Origin of the sequence: Amorphoplanes friuliensis DSM 7358, from assembly GCF_000494755.1 — a bacterium.
Classification (GTDB): Bacteria; Actinomycetota; Actinomycetes; order Mycobacteriales; family Micromonosporaceae; genus Actinoplanes; species Actinoplanes friuliensis.
In genome coordinates this window covers 643,805-659,780 of record NC_022657.1, presented here as the reverse complement: position 1 = coordinate 659,780, position 15,976 = coordinate 643,805, and the positions used below count along the sequence as shown (strand labels likewise).

Sequence of the window (15,976 nt, the reverse complement as noted above, 5' to 3'; positions counted from 1 at the left end):
GAGACGCGGCTCGCACTCCTCAGGACGATGTTGTTCGCTCCGTCACGCCGGTGTCCGGCATAGCGTCCGGAAACGCACTGTCGAGCGGCACCGCGCTCGACCGGACCAGTCCGAGCTGCACACCCTGGCGGGGCAGGACCGCGTCGAGGAGCCAGTCGGCGGCGACCCGCACACGGTTGCCGGGCATCGACAGCAGGTGGTAACCGCGGGTCACCGCCTTGGCCGGCAGACCCGACAGGGGCACGCCGAGCGGGTTCGCCGCCGAGTCCAGACCACCGAGATCCACCACAAAACCCAGATCATGATGCTTGTACGCCCGCCGCCGCCCCCGGCCGTACGAGGCGGCGATGTTCTTGGCGACGGTGGTGCCCTGGCGGCTGGCGTGCTGCGCGGTCATGCCCGTGATCTCGCCGGGACGGGTCAGGTCGGGCACCGCCGCGGCGTCACCACAGGCGTAGACGTCGGGGTGACCGGGGACGTTGAGGAACTCGTCCACCACGAGGCGGCCCTGCTTGGTCTCCAGCCCCAGGTCGGCGACCAGCGGGTCCGGGCGTACGCCGACACACCAGATCAGCGACTTGGTGGGGACGTACTCGCCGGTGCTGAGGTGCACGCCGTCCGAGGTGGCTTCCTTGACCGAGCTCTGCAGGAGCACCCGGACGCCACGCTCGCGCAGGACCCGGTCGGCGGCCCGGGCGAGCCGGGCGTCCAGCGACGGCAGCACCCGGTCGGCGGTGTCGACGAGGAGCCATTTCGGCTTCAGGTGCGGGCGGTTGCGGGTGAGGGCATCGGTGAAGAGCACACCCTGGGCCGCCACCTCCGTACCGGTGTATCCGGCGCCGACCACCACGAAAGTGCAGCGCGACTCGCATTCGGCCGGATCCGTGGCCCCGTCGGCCATCTCGATCTGCCGGGTGATGTGGTCGCGCAGGAACAGCGCCTCGGGGATGCCGCGGAAGCCGTGGGCGTACTCGGTGACACCGGGCACGGGCAGCAGCTTGTTGACACTGCCGGCCGCGATCACCAGGCGGTGGTAGCCGAGGCTGCCCCGGGTGCCCTCGGGGTCGGCGTACGAGACGGTCCGGTTGTCGAAGTCGAAACCGTCGACCTCACCGAGGATCACCCGCACACCGGGCAGGGTCGCCGCCAGCGAGACCGTGACCCGGCGGGGTTCGAGGATGCCGGCGGCGACCTCGGGCAGCAACGGGAGGTAGAGGAAGTAGTCGGTGGGATTCACGATCACGATGTCGGCGCTGCCACCGGACTGCCGGGACAGCGTGCGTGCGGCCTGGAAGCCGGCGAAGCCGGCACCGACGATGACGATCCGGGGGCGAGCCATGCGCCTCACGCTACCCAAAAAACGGGGACCCTCACGGCCGCTGTCACGGCCGTGAGGGTCCGGAAAGCGACTACTCGTCGCCGCCGTCGTCCTCGAAGACCTCTTCCATGACCTCACCCGCGACGTAACCCGCGGCCAGGCCGCCGGCGACACCGGCCACGACACCACCGGCGCCGTGGCCGCGGCTGTGACCGCCGTGGCCGCCGCCGTAGCCGCCGTAGGCGGGCTGCTGGTGGTGCGACAGGGCCTCGCGGACCCAGCCGTCGACGACCTGCGCCCAGTCGGCGCTGTCGGCGTCGCTGTGCGGGACGGTGTAACGCCCGTAGGAGTCGTGACCGCCGCTGAACATGCCGCCGCGCTTGTCGAACTCGAGCACGATCTCGACGGTCTGCGGGTTGGTCACGAAGGTCAGCTCGACCTCGTTGATGCCGTGCGCGTACTGCGCCGGCGGGTAGTACTCGATCTCCTGGTAGAACGGCAGCGTCTGGTGCACACCGGCGATCCGGCCGTACTCGAGATCGGCGTTCTTGAACTGGAAGCCCAGCCGGGCGAAGGCCTCGAGGATCCGCTCCTGGATCGGCAGCGGGTGCACCGAGACCGGGTCGAGGTCACCCTTGTCGATCGCCCGCGCGATGGACACCTCGGTACGCACACCCATCGTCATGCCGCGCAGGTGCTGACCGTGGACGGCGGTGATCGGCGTCTCCCACGGCACCACGAACTCGAACGGCAGGGAGAGCTGCTGCTTCTCGGCGAGTCGCAGGGGGCCGCTGACGCCGACGCGGTGGAACTCGCCGGTGGCACCGTACTCGCCCTGTCCACCCTCGACCTCGACCCTGGTGACCAGCCCGAGCGTGATGTGCTCGATCTCGACGTCGTGGTTGCCGCCGACCAGGTTGACCTGTCCGGCCAGCGACGCGCCGGGGCGCGTGGTCGGATCGGTCAGCACGGTGTCGACACTCGGGCCGCCCACACCGAACGCGCCCAGCATCTTCTTGAAGCCCACGAACTCCCCTTTACCCAGGACTGACAGGTCGGGCAGAAGCTAACAAGTCAGACTGGACAGTTGCTGAAAGTGGTCGTTCAGATGCGGGTCACGGCTGCTCGTGCCGTTGCCGGATCGCCGGCCGCCAGAGCCTGCTGGGCTGCGGCGCGGCACTCCTCCACTGTGTGCGCCGCCAGGGCGGCACGCACCGCGGGGATCGCCGTGGGCGACATGGATAGACTGGTCACGCCGAGGCCGGTGAGCACCACCGCGAACGCCGGGTCGGCGGCAGCCTCACCACAGACGCCGACCGGGCGGCCCACCGCCACACCGGCCGCCGCGCACAGGGCGATCAGCGACAGCAGCGCCGGTTGCCACGGGTCGAGCAGATCGGCCAGCTCACCGCTGCGGCGGTCGGCGGCGAAGGCGTACTGGCTGAGGTCGTTGGTGCCGACGCTGAGGAAATCGACCGTCTGGAGGATCTCGGCGGCCCGGACGGCGGCGGCCGGCACCTCGATCATCACGCCGACCGTGGGCAGTCCGGCGTCGCGGCACAGCGCGGTGAACTCAGCGGCCTCGGCCACGGTGGTGACCATCGGGGCCATCACGGCGACACGGGCCCGTGACTCCCGGGCCGCCGCGGCGATCGCCGAAATCTGGGTGCGCAGGATGTCGCCGCGCCGGCGGGCCACCCGCAGCCCTCGGATGCCCAGCGCCGGGTTGGGCTCGTCGTGCTCGCGCAGGAACGGCAGCGGCTTGTCCGAACCCGCGTCCAGGGTGCGCACGATGACCTGGCGGTCCGGCATCGCGGCGAAGACCTGGGCGTACTCCTGGACCTGCTCGGCCAGCGTCGGCGGGTCGATGTGGTGCTGGAAGAGCAACTCGGTGCGGAAGAGGCCGACACCCTCGACGGCGACACCGGTGAGCTCGGCGGCGCACCCGATGTTGGCCAGCAACGCCACCGGATGCCCGTCCGAGGTCTGCCCGCGGTGCTCGGCGGCGGGAGCCGTCGGTGGTGCGGAGATCGGCGTGTAGTCCTCGCCGGACCCCACCGACACCCGGCCGGTGGTGCCGTCGACGGTGACAACCGTGCCGTCCGCGATCTCCAGCGCCCGGCCGCACGCGACCACGGTGGGCAGGCCGCGGGCCCGCGCCAGGATCGCGGTGTGGCTGACAAAACTGCCGGCCGACGTCACCACCGCGAGCACCCGGGCCGGATCGAGGAGGGCGGCGTCGGCCGGTGCCAGATCAACGGCGACCAGCACGAACGGGCAGCCGGGGTCGGGCAGGGTCGGCATCGGGAGGCCGAGGCAGTGCGCGACCACCCGGTCGCGCAGATCGTCGAGGTCGGCCGCCCGGGCCGCCAGCAGACCACCGGCGGCCAGCAGGGCCGAACGATGGCCGGCCAGGATCGCCGCGACCGCGTGCGGCGCCTCGTGCCCGGCACGGACCGCCTGGGCCACACCGTCGCGCAGAGTCCGGTCACCGGCCAGCGCCGCCTGCACCCGCAGGATCTCGCCGGAGGTCGCGTCGGCCGCGGCGTCCGCCCGCCGACTGATGTCGGCGCAAACAGCGTCGATCGCCGCCCACGCGCGCTGCACCTCGGCCTCCGGATCACCCACGGGCCTCGGCGCGGGCAGTCGCGGCGGATCGGCCAGCCTGTACGCCGGCCCGACGGCTGTGCCCGCGCTCGCGCCGAGCCCCCGCAGCAGCTCGGGCCCGGGGTCGGGCACCAGGTCACGCACCGGCGACGTCCAGATCGGCGGCGAGCAGCCGGGCGAGGTTGTCCAGGGCGACCTCGGCACCCGGGCCCCAGGCCTCCAGGATCAGCTCGGTCCCGCAGAGTGCACCCAGACTGAGCAGGGAGAGCACGCTGTCGGCGGGCACCGCCGGCCGGTCCATGGTGCGGACGGTGACCGGCACCGTCTGCAACGCCGCCGCGATCGCGATCCGGGAGGCCGCCCGCATGTGCAGCCCGGCCCGTCCGCCCAGCAGGACCGTCCGGATCACGGTTGCCCCTCCACCGAGTGCAGCATGCCGACGATCGTCTCCGGGTCGGTGGCCTCGCGCAGCGCCCGCGCGCGTTCCGGGTCGAGCAGGATGTCCGCCAGCGCGGCGAGCAACGCGACGTGGCCGTCCCCCCGCGCGGCGATCGCCACGCAGACCGTCACCCGGAAGCCGTCCCAGTCGACGCCGTCCGGGAACCGCAGCACGGCCAGCGCGTCGCGGCGCACGAGGATGCGCGAGACGTCCAGACCGTGCGGGATGGCCACACCTTCGCCGAGATAGGTGGACATCGCCCACTCCCGGTCGAGCATCGCCTCGCGATAGGCCGGGTGCACCGCACCGATCTCCTCGAGCACGTCCGCGCAGCGATGAATGGCCGTCACCCGGTCGGGCGCGGCCTCGGCCACCCGTACGCCGCGCTCCTCGAGCACGGGTCGGACATTCGTGTTCATCCGGCCAGCCTCACCAGGGCGCGTCCCAGCACGCCGTCATTGTCGTCGGACTCCCACGAGACCACCAGGGCTGGTGTGCCACCGTAGCGCGGGTCCATGACAACCTCCACCGACTGCACGCTGGGTGCCGCGTTGGTGACGATGAGCAGGCCGTGCACCTGCTGGGCGACGAAGACCTGCTGAGCGTGGACCACCGCCGCCGACTGCAGCGGACCGTCGTCCACATAGCACAGTGCGACCCCGAAGAGCCGGTGGAAGACCCCGGCGAGCAGGTTGCTGCCGTGGTCGTCGGGAACCCACTGCAGGGTCGCGGCGGTGCGCCGGAGCGACTCGATGACCGCTTTTTCGTACGCGACCCGCCGCAGGTCGGACAGCCGCACCGGATCGAGCACGTCGACGAGGCGGCGGCGCTGCGGTGCCGGCATCGCGTCGAGCAGCATCCCCAGGTGCTCGGAGCTGACGCGTTCGAGCTGCGGCCGGGCGCGGTCGGGTGGCAGCGCGGCCATCACCGCGGCCGCCTCGACCATCGGCAGCAGCGCCAGCTCCGACGCGAGACGGGTGTCGTCGAGGTGGTGCAGCAGGGCAGCACGACGATCCGGGTCGGCGGCGATGAGCATCCGGGCGATCAACCGCCCGTCCATGGCCGCGAGCAACCGGTCGACGCGGTCCTTGGGCATGGACAGCAGCACGGAGACCGCCCGTTGCGGTGGTGACGCCTTGAGCATGGTGACGAGGTGTTCCGTCGGCATGGAGCCCAGCACGTCAGCCGCCCGCGGTGCCGACGACCGGTCCGCCCTGCTTGACCGCGGCGACCACCTGCGCGACGTGCGGGTCGCCGAGGAACATCCGGAAGCCGACGACCACCGCGCCGGGCGCGCCGGCCCGGGCGCGCGCGGCCAAACCGGCCTGGCAGAGCACCACGTCGGCGTCGGCCGGGATCGCCGAGACGGGGTGGTGCTCGACGAGGACGGGCAGTTTGCGGAACTCCCGCTTGAGCTGGCTGGCCAGCATGACGCTGCTGCCCATGCCCGCGTCGCAGGCGACCACGAGCTTGCGGACCGCGCTGCCGTCGATCGTGCTCACAGGCCCTCCTCGTCACGGGTCAGCCGGCCGAAACCGAGCAGCAGGGAACCGATCACGAAGGACACACCGGCGGCGACCACGATGCCGGCCAGCACACCGAAGTAACCACCGCGGGGCGTCTCGGCCAGGTACGCGAAGATGCTGCCGGGCGACGGCGTCGCGACCAGACCGGCGCCGGTGAGCATGAACGTCAGGATGCCCGCGCCACCACCGGCGATCGCGGCCAGCACCATGCTCGGCTTCATCAGCACGTACGGGAAGTAGATCTCGTGGATCCCGCCGAGGAACTGGATCGCCATGGCGGCGGGCACGCTGGGCCGCAGTGCGGAAGGCCCGAAGAGCAGGTAGGCCAGCAGGATCCCGAAGCCCGGACCGGGGTTCGTCTCCAGCATGAACAAAATCGACTTACCGGTCTCGGCCGACTCGGCGACACCCAGCGGGCCTAGCACACCGTGGTTGATCGCGTTGTTGAGGAAGAGGACCTTGGCCGGCTCGATCAGCAGCGCCGCGCCGGGCAGCAGGTGATGGGTGACCAGCCATTCGACACCGTTGCCGGCGGCGTTGGTGAAGATGCGCATGACCGGTCCGATCGCGACGACACCGGCCAGTGCCGCGAGCCCGCCGACGATGCCGGCGGTGAAGTTGTCGATCAGCATCTCGAAACCGGGGCGGATCCGGTCGATCGTGAGCTTGTCGACCAGCTGCAACGCGTACGCGGCCAGCGGTCCGACGATCATCGCGCCGAAGAACATGGGTACGTCGGAGCCGACCACGATGCCGATGGTGGCGACCGCGCCGACCACCGCACCGCGCTGGCCGTGAACCATGCGGCCACCGGTGTAACCGATCAGGATCGGCAGCAGCACGTGAACCATCGGGTCGACCAGCGCCGCGAACTTCTCGTTGGGCAGCCAGCCGCTCGGGATGAAGAGGGCGGTGATCAGACCCCAGGCGATGAAGGCCGCGATGTTGGGCATCACCATGCCCGCGAGATAGCCGCCGAAGCGCTGAACGCGGGCCTTGACGCCGGAGTCCTGGGCAGCCGGTGCGTACAGCTCTGCCACGGGACCGCTCCTATCAGGAAGCAAAGGGGGAAGGGTGGCTTTGTTGTACCGACATGATCACCTAGTGTCAACGGCCCGGAGAGTCCCCTACCTGTTATTTCAGGGCCGTTGCGCGAAGCTGCGCGGGAACCCGGCGATCATCACCCGGAACGCGCAATTGTCGAGGTGAAAACACGTCCGGATCTCGGTGACCGTTCGGCCCAGCACGAATCAACCGAATGGACTGTCGCCCGGCCGGCGTCTCCTTTGCGTCCTTGAGTTCGTACGGCGCGTCGGCCGGTGCCGTGAAAATCGGGGGGCACCGGCTGACGTTCCATCAAGGAGAGTCCGGCGAGACGAGAAGCCCGTGACCGCAGAAGCGGTGATTGACCGCAAGCTGTACGCTCACGACTCTTTCCGTACGCCGATCGGAAAAACAGGAATGGACGACGCTCGCGACTCTGCCTATGCGGATTTTGTTCGCGAGCGTTCCCACGCCCTCCTGCGCTCGGCCTACCTGCTGACCGGCGACCAGCACCTCGCCGAGGATCTGGTGCAGGAGGCGCTCGCCCGCACCCATCGGGCCTGGTCACGACTGGAACGCCCGAGCAACGCCGAGGCGTACGCTCGCAAGGTCATGTATCACGCCCAGGTCTCCGTCTGGCGGCGGCCGAAGGTCGCCGAGGCCCTGCCCGGTGACGGCCTGGAGCGGCACGGCGGCAGCGTCGACGATCCGGCCGAGGCCACGGTCCGCCGGGTCACCCTCCAGCGGGCACTGCTCGCCCTGAGCCCGAAACAACGCGCGGTGATCGTGCTGCGCTACTTCGAGGACCACACCGAGGTGGAGGCCGCGCAGATGCTCGGTGTCTCCGTCAGCACGGTCAAGACGCAGTGCGCCCGTGCCCTCGACCGGCTGCGGTCACTCGTGCCGGACCTGCGGGTGCTCGCCGACGTGCACGAGGCCGGCCGATGAGCGCCCCGGATCCGTTGCGCGACGAGCTGCGCGAGCTGGCCGACGTGGTCGTCCCGGCCGACATGTACGAACGGTCGCTGCAGCGGTCCCGCAAGATCGGCCGCCGGGAGGCCGCCATCGGCACGACGGCCGCGGTGGTCGCCCTGGCCCTGCTGGGCAGCGGTCTGTGGCGGTTGCCGTCACGCGGACCCGATCAGGAGCCGCCGGTCGCGGTCGCCCCGGTCGGCCCCTCGGCCACGGCGTCGCTGGCGCCGTCGGTGGCGCCGACCACCACCCGCGCGAGCGGCAACCAGCCGGACACCCCGTCGCGCCCCGACCGGCCGCGTCCACCGAGGGCCACGACAACACCGAAGTCGACCGCGCTGGGTGACCTGCCCGGGCAGATCTTCTACGCCGACGCGGACGACAACGGGCGGGTGGTCCGGCTGACCGGCGCCGGCAACCCGTCCACGGTGCTGTCAGCCTCCAACTCCACGGCCGGTGTCTCCCCCGACGGCTCCCGCATCGCCTATGTCACGAGCGGATCGCTGATGGTTGTCGACACCGGCGCCGACGACCCCCAGCAGGTGTACGCCGGCACGTCCTCCGCCGAACAGGCACCGGCCTGGTCCCCGGACGGCAGCAGGCTGCTGATCGAGGCGTCCGAGACGGGTGTGCTCGACGTGGCCACCGGCGAGCTGACCCCGCTGCCGCAGGGCCTGGAGGGTCAGCATTTCCGCTGGTCGGGCGACGGCAGCACGCTGGTCTACGCGACCTCGGACTGCGGGCTCGAGGTGGCGGCCGGCACGACCGCGCAGTCCGGGACGCCCGTGCCCGACCAGACCGGCACAGCGGGCCAGGCCGCCTGCCGTCCCGTCAGCGTCGACGCGACCGGTGACCTGGTGGCGGTGCAGCTCGACAAGGACGCCGCCTCGGAGAAGCGCGAGACACCGGCCGACGCGATCCTGGACACCGTGACCGGCGACATCGTCGACCTGCCCGTCACCGGCACGATCATCGGTGCGGTCTTCGACCCGGACGGCAATTTGCTCGTTCGTTCGAAAAAAGGCAGCAAGACCCGCCTCTGGCTCTTCGCCCCGGACTTCACGCTGCTGGTGCAGGCCAAGGAGCCGTCGGAGCTCAAGGGCCTGGACCTGCTGGCCTACACCCGCTGATTCGCGGGCCCCTGGCGGGCCGGAGTGCGACGATGAACGGTGATGGTCGTTTCTGACGCAGGTGCCGCGCCCGCCTGGTGGCGGCGTGGACCGGCGGTCGCCGCGGTGATCGTGCTGATCCTCGGTGCCGAGCTGGTCCTCGGCTGGTCGGCGCTGGTCCAGGCCGTGCACCAGCTGCGGACCCCCGCCTGGAACTGGGTCGCCGGCGCCCTGATCGCCGAGATCGCCTCGATGGGCACGTACGCCCGGATGCAGCGGGCCCTGCTGCGCGGCGCGGGCACCAAGGTCCCGGTCCGCCGGCACGTGGCTCTCGCGTACGCCGCGCACTCGCTCAGCGCGACCCTCCCGGGTGGGCCGGTCTTCTCCACGGCGTTCAACTTCCGGCAGATGCGTCGGTACGGCGCCTCGTCGGCGGTCGCCTCGTGGTGCATCGCGCTGAGCGCGGTGCTGTCGACGGGCGCCCTCGTGGTGATCGGCGCGGTCTTCGGCCTCCTGACCCGCAGCACGAACAGCTGGCACACCCTGCTGCTCTACGCCGGCGGGGCGCTGGTGGTCGCCTTCGGGGTGCGCTTCCTGGCGGAACATCCCGAGTGGCTGATCGGCCCGGCCCGCAAGCTGCTCAGTGGTCTCAACCGGTTGCGGCGGCAGCCCGCCGACACCGGGCACGCGCGGCTGGTGGGTTTTGTCGACCAGTTGCGGTCCGTCCGCGTACGCCCGGCCGACCTCACCCTCGCGATCGTGCTGGCGGTGGCCAACTGGCTGCTCGACGCCCTGTGCCTGTGGATGTGCTGCATCGCCGTCGGGGCGGAGGGCATCAATCCGGTGCAGCTGGTGATCGCGTACTGCGCGGGGATGGCCGCGGCGAGCGTGCCGATCGTGCCGGGCGGGCTCGGTGTGGTCGACGGCGCGCTGGTCCTGGGCCTGGTCGCGGGCGGGCTGACCAGCAGCTCGGCCGTGGCGGCGGTGGTGCTCTACCGCGTGATCAGCTTCGGTTTCATCATCGGCGCCGGCTGGCTGGTCTGGCTCATCATGCGGACTAGGGCAGGTACTCCTCGGGGCGTGCCGGCATAGCGGAGTTGCCGCCGCGCTTGCCGAAGAGCTTCCAGCCGCGCTTCTTCTTCTCCGGCGCGCGCACACTCTCGCCGTTGAGGACGGCCAGGCGGTGCTGAGCGACCGGGTTCTCGGGTTCGAGCTTCAGCGACACCAGGAACGCCTGACGGGCCTGGTCGGCGTGCCCGAGCGCATCCAGTGTGACGCCGTGCGTGAAGTAGTAGTGCGCCTCGTTCGGTTCGAGGCCGACGGCGGTGCGGGCGGCCTGCTCGGCGTCCGCGTACTGGCGGTCGGCGGCGAGCAGGGACCAGGCGACCCGGTCGTGCCAGAGCGGGTTCTTGGGTTCGACGATGACCGCCCGGTAGGCCATCGTGACGGCCTCCTCGTGCCGGCCGAGCAGCGTGAGCGCGCGGCTCGCCATCGCGAGGGGCCGGGGGTCCTCGGGCACGAGCGCAACAGCCCGGTTGGCGGCGTCGAGCGCCTTGTCGACCTCGTCGAGGACCAGGCGGATGCGGGCCAGCAGGATCCAGCCGGCCGCGGACTCCGGGTCGGCCGCGAGGATCGGCTCGAGGTGAGCCGCCGCGGCGGCGGGGTCGACCCGTTCGAACAGCGCGGCGGCGCGCGCGACCCCGATCTCGGTCGGTGTGGTCAGTCCGGGGCTGCCCGGCTTCTGGACCTTGTGCGGGGCCGTGTGCAGATCGGTCATGGACGCGCTCCCCTGAAGCTCACACCGTCATCATCGGCACCGTCACGCCTGTTCTGAGTGGTTTCCGCGAAACCCACCCGCGAGGAGGAACACGACCGCGAGCCCGAGGCAGGCCACCGCCGGTGCGGTGAAGCCCTGGAGCAGGAGCACCAGCCCGACCAGGCCGAGCGCCAGGGCGGGCACCACCAGGCGGCCCGGCGCGACGGCTGGGCGGCGGACGTTCCGGCTGGCGGGCACCGCAAGTCTCACCAGTTGTGCGCGCGCCTCGACGTGGTGCGGGTCGATCTCCAGCACCGCGAAGAGCACCCTCCGGGCCCGGTCCCGGTGGTCCAGACCGGCGTGGGCCGCGGCGAGGGTGAGCAGGATGCCCGGCACGCCGGGCTCCAGCGTGACCGCGGTCTCCGCCGCCTGCTCCGCCTCGGTGAAACGCCCGGCGCCGAGCAGAGCGCGGGCCAGGCGGTCGTGGTGAGCGGCCTCCCGCGGATCGGCGCGTACGGCTTGCCGGGCTGCGGTGACGGCCTCGTCGTGGCGGCCGGCCCCGGTCAGCGCGAGGCTCAGGACGTTCAGGGTCGCGGGGTCGGCCGGTGCCAGCTCGCAGGCGCGTTCGGCCAGCTCGACAGCGGTCCCGGGATGGCTCAACGCGATCTGGGCGCGCGCCATCAGCAGCAGGGCCGGCACGTGGTCCGGATCGGTGGCGAGGACGGCGCCCACCCGGACGGCCGCGCCCAGGGCGTCGCGGCTGTCGAGCAGGTCCTCGGCGGGCTGGAGATCGGGGGTCACCCGCCTGAAGTCGGCAACCACCCTCCGGACCTGAGGTGGTCGTGCGGCTCGATCGCGGGCACCGAGGCGTACGCCCGGACCGGGAAGGTGCCGAAACCCGCCACCCGGGGCGGTGCGGCGGTGAAGCGGGCACCGGCCGGTGGCAGGTTTTCCAGGCCGGTCAGGTGCTCGACGACCGGGATGCCCGCGGCCAGCAGCAGCGTGTGCGCCGGCCGGGTGCCGGCGGCGTCCGGCGTGATGTCGTCGATGTTGACGGAGTCGATGCCGACCAGCGCGGCACCGTGGTCGGCCAGCCACTGCGCACCCGCGGCGGTCAGGAAGGGCGCGTCGACGGCGTACTCCGGGGTGGCCCAGTGCACGTCACCGCCGGTGTGCAGCAGGACCGCATGCCCGGCGACGGTCAGGTTCTCGAGCGCGTCGACGCCGACACCCCGGACCCCACTGCCCGCCGTACGCACCACGACCGCAGGCAGGTCGGCCAGGCGTTCGAGGGGCAGCCCGGCCAGGTCGCTGCCGTCGCCGTACCGGTGGAACGGGCTGTCGAGGTAGGTGCCCGTGTTGCCGACCATGGTGAGGCGGTCGATCGCGAACTCGGTCCCGGGCGCGTAGACGTCGCGTGAGGCCTCCCGCGTGAGATGCGGCGTGATCTCCGGTGCGGGCAGGCCGGGGTACGTGACCAGCCCGGCCGAGATGACGTGGCTGAGCTCGACCCACCGGGTACGCGGGTCCGCGGGGTGCGTACCGAGGTGGGGTTCGGCGAAGACGCGGACATCGGCCACCGCCACCGCGTCGACGTCGTGGAGCCGGCACGCCGCCACGAAGAGCGCGGACAGCTCCGACTCGGTCGGGTCGGCGTGCGGCACGTCCAGCCGGAACCGCTGGGCGTGCAGGCCACCGCCCGCCCGGAAGGTGACGGTGGCGTCGAACTCGGCGCGGTACTGCAGCACGCGCATCTCCTACTTGTTGAGCTCGATGAGGGCTTCCACGAGCAGCCAGATGCCGAAGATAGCGAAGAGCGCCGCGGCGCCGTACTTGATCGTCCGCTCGGGAAGGTGCCGGCCGAGCAGACGCCCGACCAGGATGGCGAGCGCGTCGGCGGCGACCATGCCCAGCGTCGAGCCGAGCCAGGTGCCGAGCCAGCCGTGCTGGGTGGCCAGGGTGATCGTCGCGAGCATCGTCTTGTCACCCAGCTCGGCCAGGAAGAACGCGCCGCCGACGGCAAGGATCGCGGAGCCGGTCGATCGTTCCGCCTTGCTCTTCTCGTCGTCGGTGAGCTTGTCACCGCGCAGCGTCCAGGCGCCGAAGGCGAGGAAGGCGATGCCGGCGACGAGCGAGATCCAGCCGGTCGGGAGCGTCGCGCCGAGGCCGTAACCGATGCCGACGGAGACGGCATGCACGATCGCGGTGGCGACCGTGATGCCGATCAGGACCGGCACAGTCTTGAAGCGGGTGGCGAAGGTCAGCGCCATGAGCTGCGATTTGTCGCCGAGCTCGGCGACGAAGATGACCGCGAAGCTGAGCGCGGTGGCGGCGAGGAAGCCGTCCATGGAAACTCCCGGTGCAAGGTCGGACCGGGGCTCGGACGCAGGGCGACCTCGACCCGGCCGGAAATATGGCCAAGTCGAAGGTCTCGCTCGCCTCAGAGATCGAGGCTGCCGGGCCGGGCCCGGGTGTCACCGGGCCAGTATGTCGACCACAACATTGGGAGCTACTCCCCTTCGCATTTGGCAGCCTACCGGGAACACCGGCAAATCTGGCTAGGGTGACCAGGTGAGTCTCGATACAGCGGTCGACACGGTCGGCCTGGTCCTGCATCCGAGCAAGCCGGTCGGCGACTCGATCTCGACGATCGCGGACTGGGCGCGTGGCCACCAGGGCCGGGTGCTGGCCCGCACATCGGACGCCGGACGGGTGCCGGACGACGTCGAGGTCGTCCCCGACGACGAGTTCCTGGCCCGGGTCAACGGTGTGGTTGCGCTGGGCGGCGACGGCACGATGCTCGGCGCGATGCGACTGGTCATCGACCGCCCGGTGCCGGTGCTCGGGGTCAACCACGGCAACCTGGGGTTCCTGGTCGAGGTGACCCCGTCGACGCTGGGCGCGGCGCTCGAACAGCTGGCGAGCGGCGACTTCACCGTCGAGTCGCACAGCTGCCTGACCGCGGACGCGGGTGAGGCGGCCCTGGCGACCCGCTTCGGCTTCAACGACGTGGTGCTGGCCCGCCTGGGGCGTACGGGTGCGGTGTCGGTGGATCTGACCCTCAACGGCCGCCAGTACGGCTACTACAAGTGCGACGCGGTGGTGGTGTCCACCCCGAACGGCTCGACGGCGTACAACTACGCGGCGGGCGGGCCGATCCTGTCGCCCTCGGCGTCGGCCATGGTGATCACGCCCGTGGCCCCGATGGCGGGCATCGGCCGGGCGGTTGTCCTCGGCGCCGGCGACCGGGTGGCCCTGACGGTCGCCGGTGACAGCGCACCGGTGGCGGTCGACGTCGACGGCACCGCGTCCGGTGAGCTGGCGGCGGGTGCGGTGCTCTCCGCCGGTCTGCGCGAGCAGGCCGCCCAGGTGGTCCGGCTCTCCGAGGGCGCACACCAGAACCGCAACAGCGTCAAGCTGTCCCTGCTGGACCTGCCCCTGCGCCGGGACCAGCTGCTGGAGCTGATCCCGGAGCGCCTGCGCGAGAACGCGCAGCTGGAGCGGTGACCCGGCGGGTCAGTGGGCGGCGATCAGCTTCTGGAGGTCCAGGCGGCTGAGGTTGCCACCGCTCTCCGCCCGCTTCGCCTTGGTCGCGGACGGGTCCGGCTTGGGCAGCGGCTTGCAGCGCTTGTCGGACCGGTTCGCCTTGACCCGCTTCGGCACCTCACCCGTGGTCAGGTAGGCGGCGATCGTGTCGTCCACACAGGCGTTGCCGAAGAGGGAACCGGCGTGGGTCGTCCCGCCGACACCCTCGACCAGGGCCGAGCGGGGGAAACGCTTGCGGACCTCGAGGCTGCCCGAGAACGGTGTCGCCGCGTCCAGGGTCTCGCTGATCAGCAGGACCGGCGGCGTCCTCGTGCCGTCCACCTTCACCGGCTTGCCCGGCTTGCCGGCCCAGCTCAGGCAGGGCGCGTTGTACCAGGCGTTGCCCCAGGTCTCGAACGGCGCGGACCGGTGCACGCGCCAGTTGTCCGTCTGCCACTTCTTCCACGAAGCCGGCCACTGCGCGTCGGTGCACTGCACGCCGAGGTAGATCGCGTACGAGTTGTCGGAGCCGGGCTCCTGCGGGCTGCCGGTGTCGAAGAGCTTGCGCAGCGCGGCGGGGTCCTTGTCGTTGACCCAGCTCGCGAAGGCCGACGCGACCGACTCCCAGCCGAAGACGTAGTAGCCGGCCTGCAGGAAAACGTCCGTGAGCTCGTCCGGGCCGAGCACTCCACCGGCGGGCTTCCTCGCCAGCTTCGCCTGCTCGGCGTAGAAGAGCTTCTCGACCGCCCGGCCCGTACGGCCCAGGTGGTAGATCTTGTCGTGCTCGGCCAGCCAGGCGAAGTAGATCTTGATGTTGCGGTCGAACGCGAGGTCCTGGTCGAGGTTCGCGTCGTACCAGACCCGGCCCGGGTTCACGCTGCCGTCGAGCACCATGCGGCGGACCCGCTCGGGGTGCAGGGTCGCGTACACCTGACCGAGGTACGTGCCGTACGAGAAGCCGTAGAAGTTGATCTTCTCTTCGCCGAGCGCGATGCGCAGCCGCTCCATGTCGCGCACGGTGTCGGTGGTCCGCAGGTGCTGGAGCAGGGCGCCGCCGTTCTTGGCACAGGCAGCCGCATAACCGCGTGTCCGCGCGAGCCAGGTCTTCTCCAGCGCGGCCGTGGTGGGCACGTAGGCGGGACGGTTGTAACCCTGGTACTTGCTGTCGCAGGCGAGCTTCGGCACGCTGTCGCCGACACCGCGCGGGTCGAAGCCGATCCAGTCGTACGCGGAACCGGCCTGGTCCGGCACGTTCTCGCCGAGGGCCGACAGGGCCAGCCCGGAGCCGCCCGGGCCACCGGGGTTGACCAGCATGACGCCCTGGTACTTCCGGTCGGGTACGGAGTGCTTGATCCGCGAGACGGCCAGCTTGACGGTCTCGCCGGCCGGAGCCGCGTAATCCATCGGCACGGTGAGGAACCCGCACTCGGCTTGACGGGATCGCAGGCCGGCGTTCTCGCACTTGCCCCAGCTGATCGGGGTGTACCCGGGTTGGCCGCGTGGCGGCTCGGCCTCGGCGCCGGACGCGGCGGCCGCCCCGCACACCACCAGCGCGATCGTGGCGGCAGTCGCCAGAAGTCTCTTCATGCCCAGCCCTTCGTGTGGATTCGCCCCATATGCTCCGGCGCGGACGACTGTTCAACAGCCGTCCACGCCGGGGGGTTACCGCAGAAGAGCAGG

Annotated in this window: 17 protein-coding genes; 4 read left to right on the top strand and 13 right to left on the bottom strand. The window is 71.3% G+C overall.

The annotated features are described in order from the left end of the window. Window positions 1–19: 19 nt before the first annotated feature. From AFR_RS03050 to mtlA, 8 genes are all read right to left on the bottom strand, one after another. Complete coding sequence (locus tag AFR_RS03050; RefSeq protein ID WP_023357831.1) at window positions 20–1,339, bottom strand: NAD(P)/FAD-dependent oxidoreductase; 1,320 nt, start codon at window positions 1,337–1,339, stop codon at window positions 20–22. A gap of 70 nt (window positions 1,340–1,409) precedes the next feature. Further along, window positions 1,410–2,330, bottom strand: a complete 921-nt coding sequence (locus tag AFR_RS03045; protein ID WP_148308249.1) for a sporulation protein — start codon at window positions 2,328–2,330, stop codon at window positions 1,410–1,412. A 92-nt stretch (window positions 2,331–2,422) separates the two neighbouring features. After that, window positions 2,423–4,069: a putative PEP-binding protein gene (locus AFR_RS03040; RefSeq protein WP_023357829.1), complete on the bottom strand. Its 1,647-nt coding sequence runs from the start codon at window positions 4,067–4,069 to the stop codon at window positions 2,423–2,425. Then, the gene (locus AFR_RS03035) at window positions 4,062–4,334 is read right to left on the bottom strand and encodes an HPr family phosphocarrier protein (RefSeq protein ID WP_023357828.1); all 273 of its coding nucleotides are present in this window, start codon (window positions 4,332–4,334) and stop codon (window positions 4,062–4,064) included. Before AFR_RS03035 ends, AFR_RS03040 begins: the two co-directional genes overlap by 8 nt. Beyond that, a complete protein-coding gene (locus AFR_RS03030; RefSeq protein WP_041840561.1) occupies window positions 4,331–4,783 on the bottom strand; it encodes a PTS mannitol transporter subunit IIA in 453 nt (150 codons plus the stop codon). The genes AFR_RS03035 and AFR_RS03030 overlap by 4 nt, the downstream gene beginning before the upstream one ends. Continuing rightward, the gene (locus AFR_RS03025) at window positions 4,780–5,532 is read right to left on the bottom strand and encodes a magnesium transporter MgtE N-terminal domain-containing protein (protein ID WP_023357826.1); all 753 of its coding nucleotides are present in this window, start codon (window positions 5,530–5,532) and stop codon (window positions 4,780–4,782) included. The genes AFR_RS03030 and AFR_RS03025 overlap by 4 nt, the downstream gene beginning before the upstream one ends. Before the next feature lie 13 nt (window positions 5,533–5,545). Beyond that, on the bottom strand, window positions 5,546–5,866 hold the full coding sequence (locus tag AFR_RS03020) for a PTS sugar transporter subunit IIBC family protein (RefSeq protein ID WP_023357825.1): 321 nt from the start codon (window positions 5,864–5,866) through the stop codon (window positions 5,546–5,548). Next, window positions 5,863–6,930 carry a mannitol-specific PTS transporter subunit IIC gene (gene mtlA, locus AFR_RS03015; RefSeq protein WP_023357824.1) on the bottom strand — a complete coding sequence of 356 codons (1,068 nt, stop codon included), beginning with the start codon at window positions 6,928–6,930 and terminating at the stop codon, window positions 5,863–5,865. The genes AFR_RS03020 and mtlA overlap by 4 nt, the downstream gene beginning before the upstream one ends. A 421-nt stretch (window positions 6,931–7,351) precedes the next feature. Here mtlA and AFR_RS03010 point away from each other — a divergent pair, with 421 nt between their 5' ends. From AFR_RS03010 to AFR_RS02995, 3 genes are read left to right on the top strand one after another with little or no spacing between them, the layout of a single operon-like run. Next, window positions 7,352–7,882 carry a SigE family RNA polymerase sigma factor gene (locus tag AFR_RS03010; RefSeq protein WP_023357823.1) on the top strand — a complete coding sequence of 177 codons (531 nt, stop codon included), beginning with the start codon at window positions 7,352–7,354 and terminating at the stop codon, window positions 7,880–7,882. Further along, on the top strand, window positions 7,879–9,036 hold the full coding sequence (locus tag AFR_RS43330) for a PD40 domain-containing protein (protein WP_023357822.1): 1,158 nt from the start codon (window positions 7,879–7,881) through the stop codon (window positions 9,034–9,036). Before AFR_RS03010 ends, AFR_RS43330 begins: the two co-directional genes overlap by 4 nt. Window positions 9,037–9,078: 42 nt before the next feature. Then, on the top strand, window positions 9,079–10,107 hold the full coding sequence (locus AFR_RS02995; RefSeq protein ID WP_023357821.1) for a lysylphosphatidylglycerol synthase transmembrane domain-containing protein: 1,029 nt from the start codon (window positions 9,079–9,081) through the stop codon (window positions 10,105–10,107). Here the strand turns inward: AFR_RS02995 and AFR_RS02990 are convergent. From AFR_RS02990 to AFR_RS02975, 4 genes are read right to left on the bottom strand one after another with little or no spacing between them, the layout of a single operon-like run. Further along, complete coding sequence (locus tag AFR_RS02990; protein ID WP_023357820.1) at window positions 10,073–10,792, bottom strand: tetratricopeptide repeat protein; 720 nt, start codon at window positions 10,790–10,792, stop codon at window positions 10,073–10,075. The genes AFR_RS02995 and AFR_RS02990 overlap by 35 nt on opposite strands. Window positions 10,793–10,834: 42 nt before the next feature. After that, window positions 10,835–11,572: a tetratricopeptide repeat protein gene (locus AFR_RS02985; protein WP_023357819.1), complete on the bottom strand. Its 738-nt coding sequence runs from the start codon at window positions 11,570–11,572 to the stop codon at window positions 10,835–10,837. Next, complete coding sequence (locus AFR_RS02980; RefSeq protein ID WP_023357818.1) at window positions 11,569–12,525, bottom strand: cyclase family protein; 957 nt, start codon at window positions 12,523–12,525, stop codon at window positions 11,569–11,571. Before AFR_RS02980 ends, AFR_RS02985 begins: the two co-directional genes overlap by 4 nt. 3 nt (window positions 12,526–12,528) lie before the next feature. After that, window positions 12,529–13,119 carry a TMEM165/GDT1 family protein gene (locus AFR_RS02975; RefSeq protein WP_023357817.1) on the bottom strand — a complete coding sequence of 197 codons (591 nt, stop codon included), beginning with the start codon at window positions 13,117–13,119 and terminating at the stop codon, window positions 12,529–12,531. 223 nt (window positions 13,120–13,342) lie between these two features. On the opposite strand from AFR_RS02975, the gene AFR_RS02970 reads away from it, so the two are divergent. Then, window positions 13,343–14,278 carry an NAD(+)/NADH kinase gene (locus AFR_RS02970; RefSeq protein ID WP_023357816.1) on the top strand — a complete coding sequence of 312 codons (936 nt, stop codon included), beginning with the start codon at window positions 13,343–13,345 and terminating at the stop codon, window positions 14,276–14,278. A 9-nt stretch (window positions 14,279–14,287) separates the two neighbouring features. Here AFR_RS02970 and AFR_RS02965 read toward each other — a convergent pair whose 3' ends face one another. Beyond that, window positions 14,288–15,883 carry an alpha/beta hydrolase gene (locus tag AFR_RS02965; RefSeq protein ID WP_023357815.1) on the bottom strand — a complete coding sequence of 532 codons (1,596 nt, stop codon included), beginning with the start codon at window positions 15,881–15,883 and terminating at the stop codon, window positions 14,288–14,290. Between the last annotated feature and the right edge of the window lie 93 nt (window positions 15,884–15,976).

Bases quoted from the DNA above. Each gene is read 5' to 3' on its own strand.
- AFR_RS03050 (WP_023357831.1), bottom strand. From the start codon at position 1,339: ATGGCTCGCCCCCGGATCGTCATCGTCGGTGCCGGCTTCGCCGGCTTC.
- AFR_RS03045 (WP_148308249.1), bottom strand. From the start codon at position 2,330: ATGCTGGGCGCGTTCGGTGTGGGCGGCCCGAGTGTCGACACCGTGCTG.
- AFR_RS03030 (WP_041840561.1), bottom strand. From the start codon at position 4,783: ATGAACACGAATGTCCGACCCGTGCTCGAGGAGCGCGGCGTACGGGTG.
- AFR_RS03025 (WP_023357826.1), bottom strand. From the start codon at position 5,532: ATGCCGACGGAACACCTCGTCACCATGCTCAAGGCGTCACCACCGCAA.
- AFR_RS03010 (WP_023357823.1), top strand. From the start codon at position 7,352: ATGGACGACGCTCGCGACTCTGCCTATGCGGATTTTGTTCGCGAGCGT.
- AFR_RS43330 (WP_023357822.1), top strand. From the start codon at position 7,879: ATGAGCGCCCCGGATCCGTTGCGCGACGAGCTGCGCGAGCTGGCCGAC.
- AFR_RS02995 (WP_023357821.1), top strand. From the start codon at position 9,079: ATGGTCGTTTCTGACGCAGGTGCCGCGCCCGCCTGGTGGCGGCGTGGA.
- AFR_RS02990 (WP_023357820.1), bottom strand. From the start codon at position 10,792: ATGACCGATCTGCACACGGCCCCGCACAAGGTCCAGAAGCCGGGCAGC.
- AFR_RS02980 (WP_023357818.1), bottom strand. From the start codon at position 12,525: ATGCGCGTGCTGCAGTACCGCGCCGAGTTCGACGCCACCGTCACCTTC.
- AFR_RS02975 (WP_023357817.1), bottom strand. From the start codon at position 13,119: ATGGACGGCTTCCTCGCCGCCACCGCGCTCAGCTTCGCGGTCATCTTC.
- AFR_RS02965 (WP_023357815.1), bottom strand. From the start codon at position 15,883: ATGAAGAGACTTCTGGCGACTGCCGCCACGATCGCGCTGGTGGTGTGC.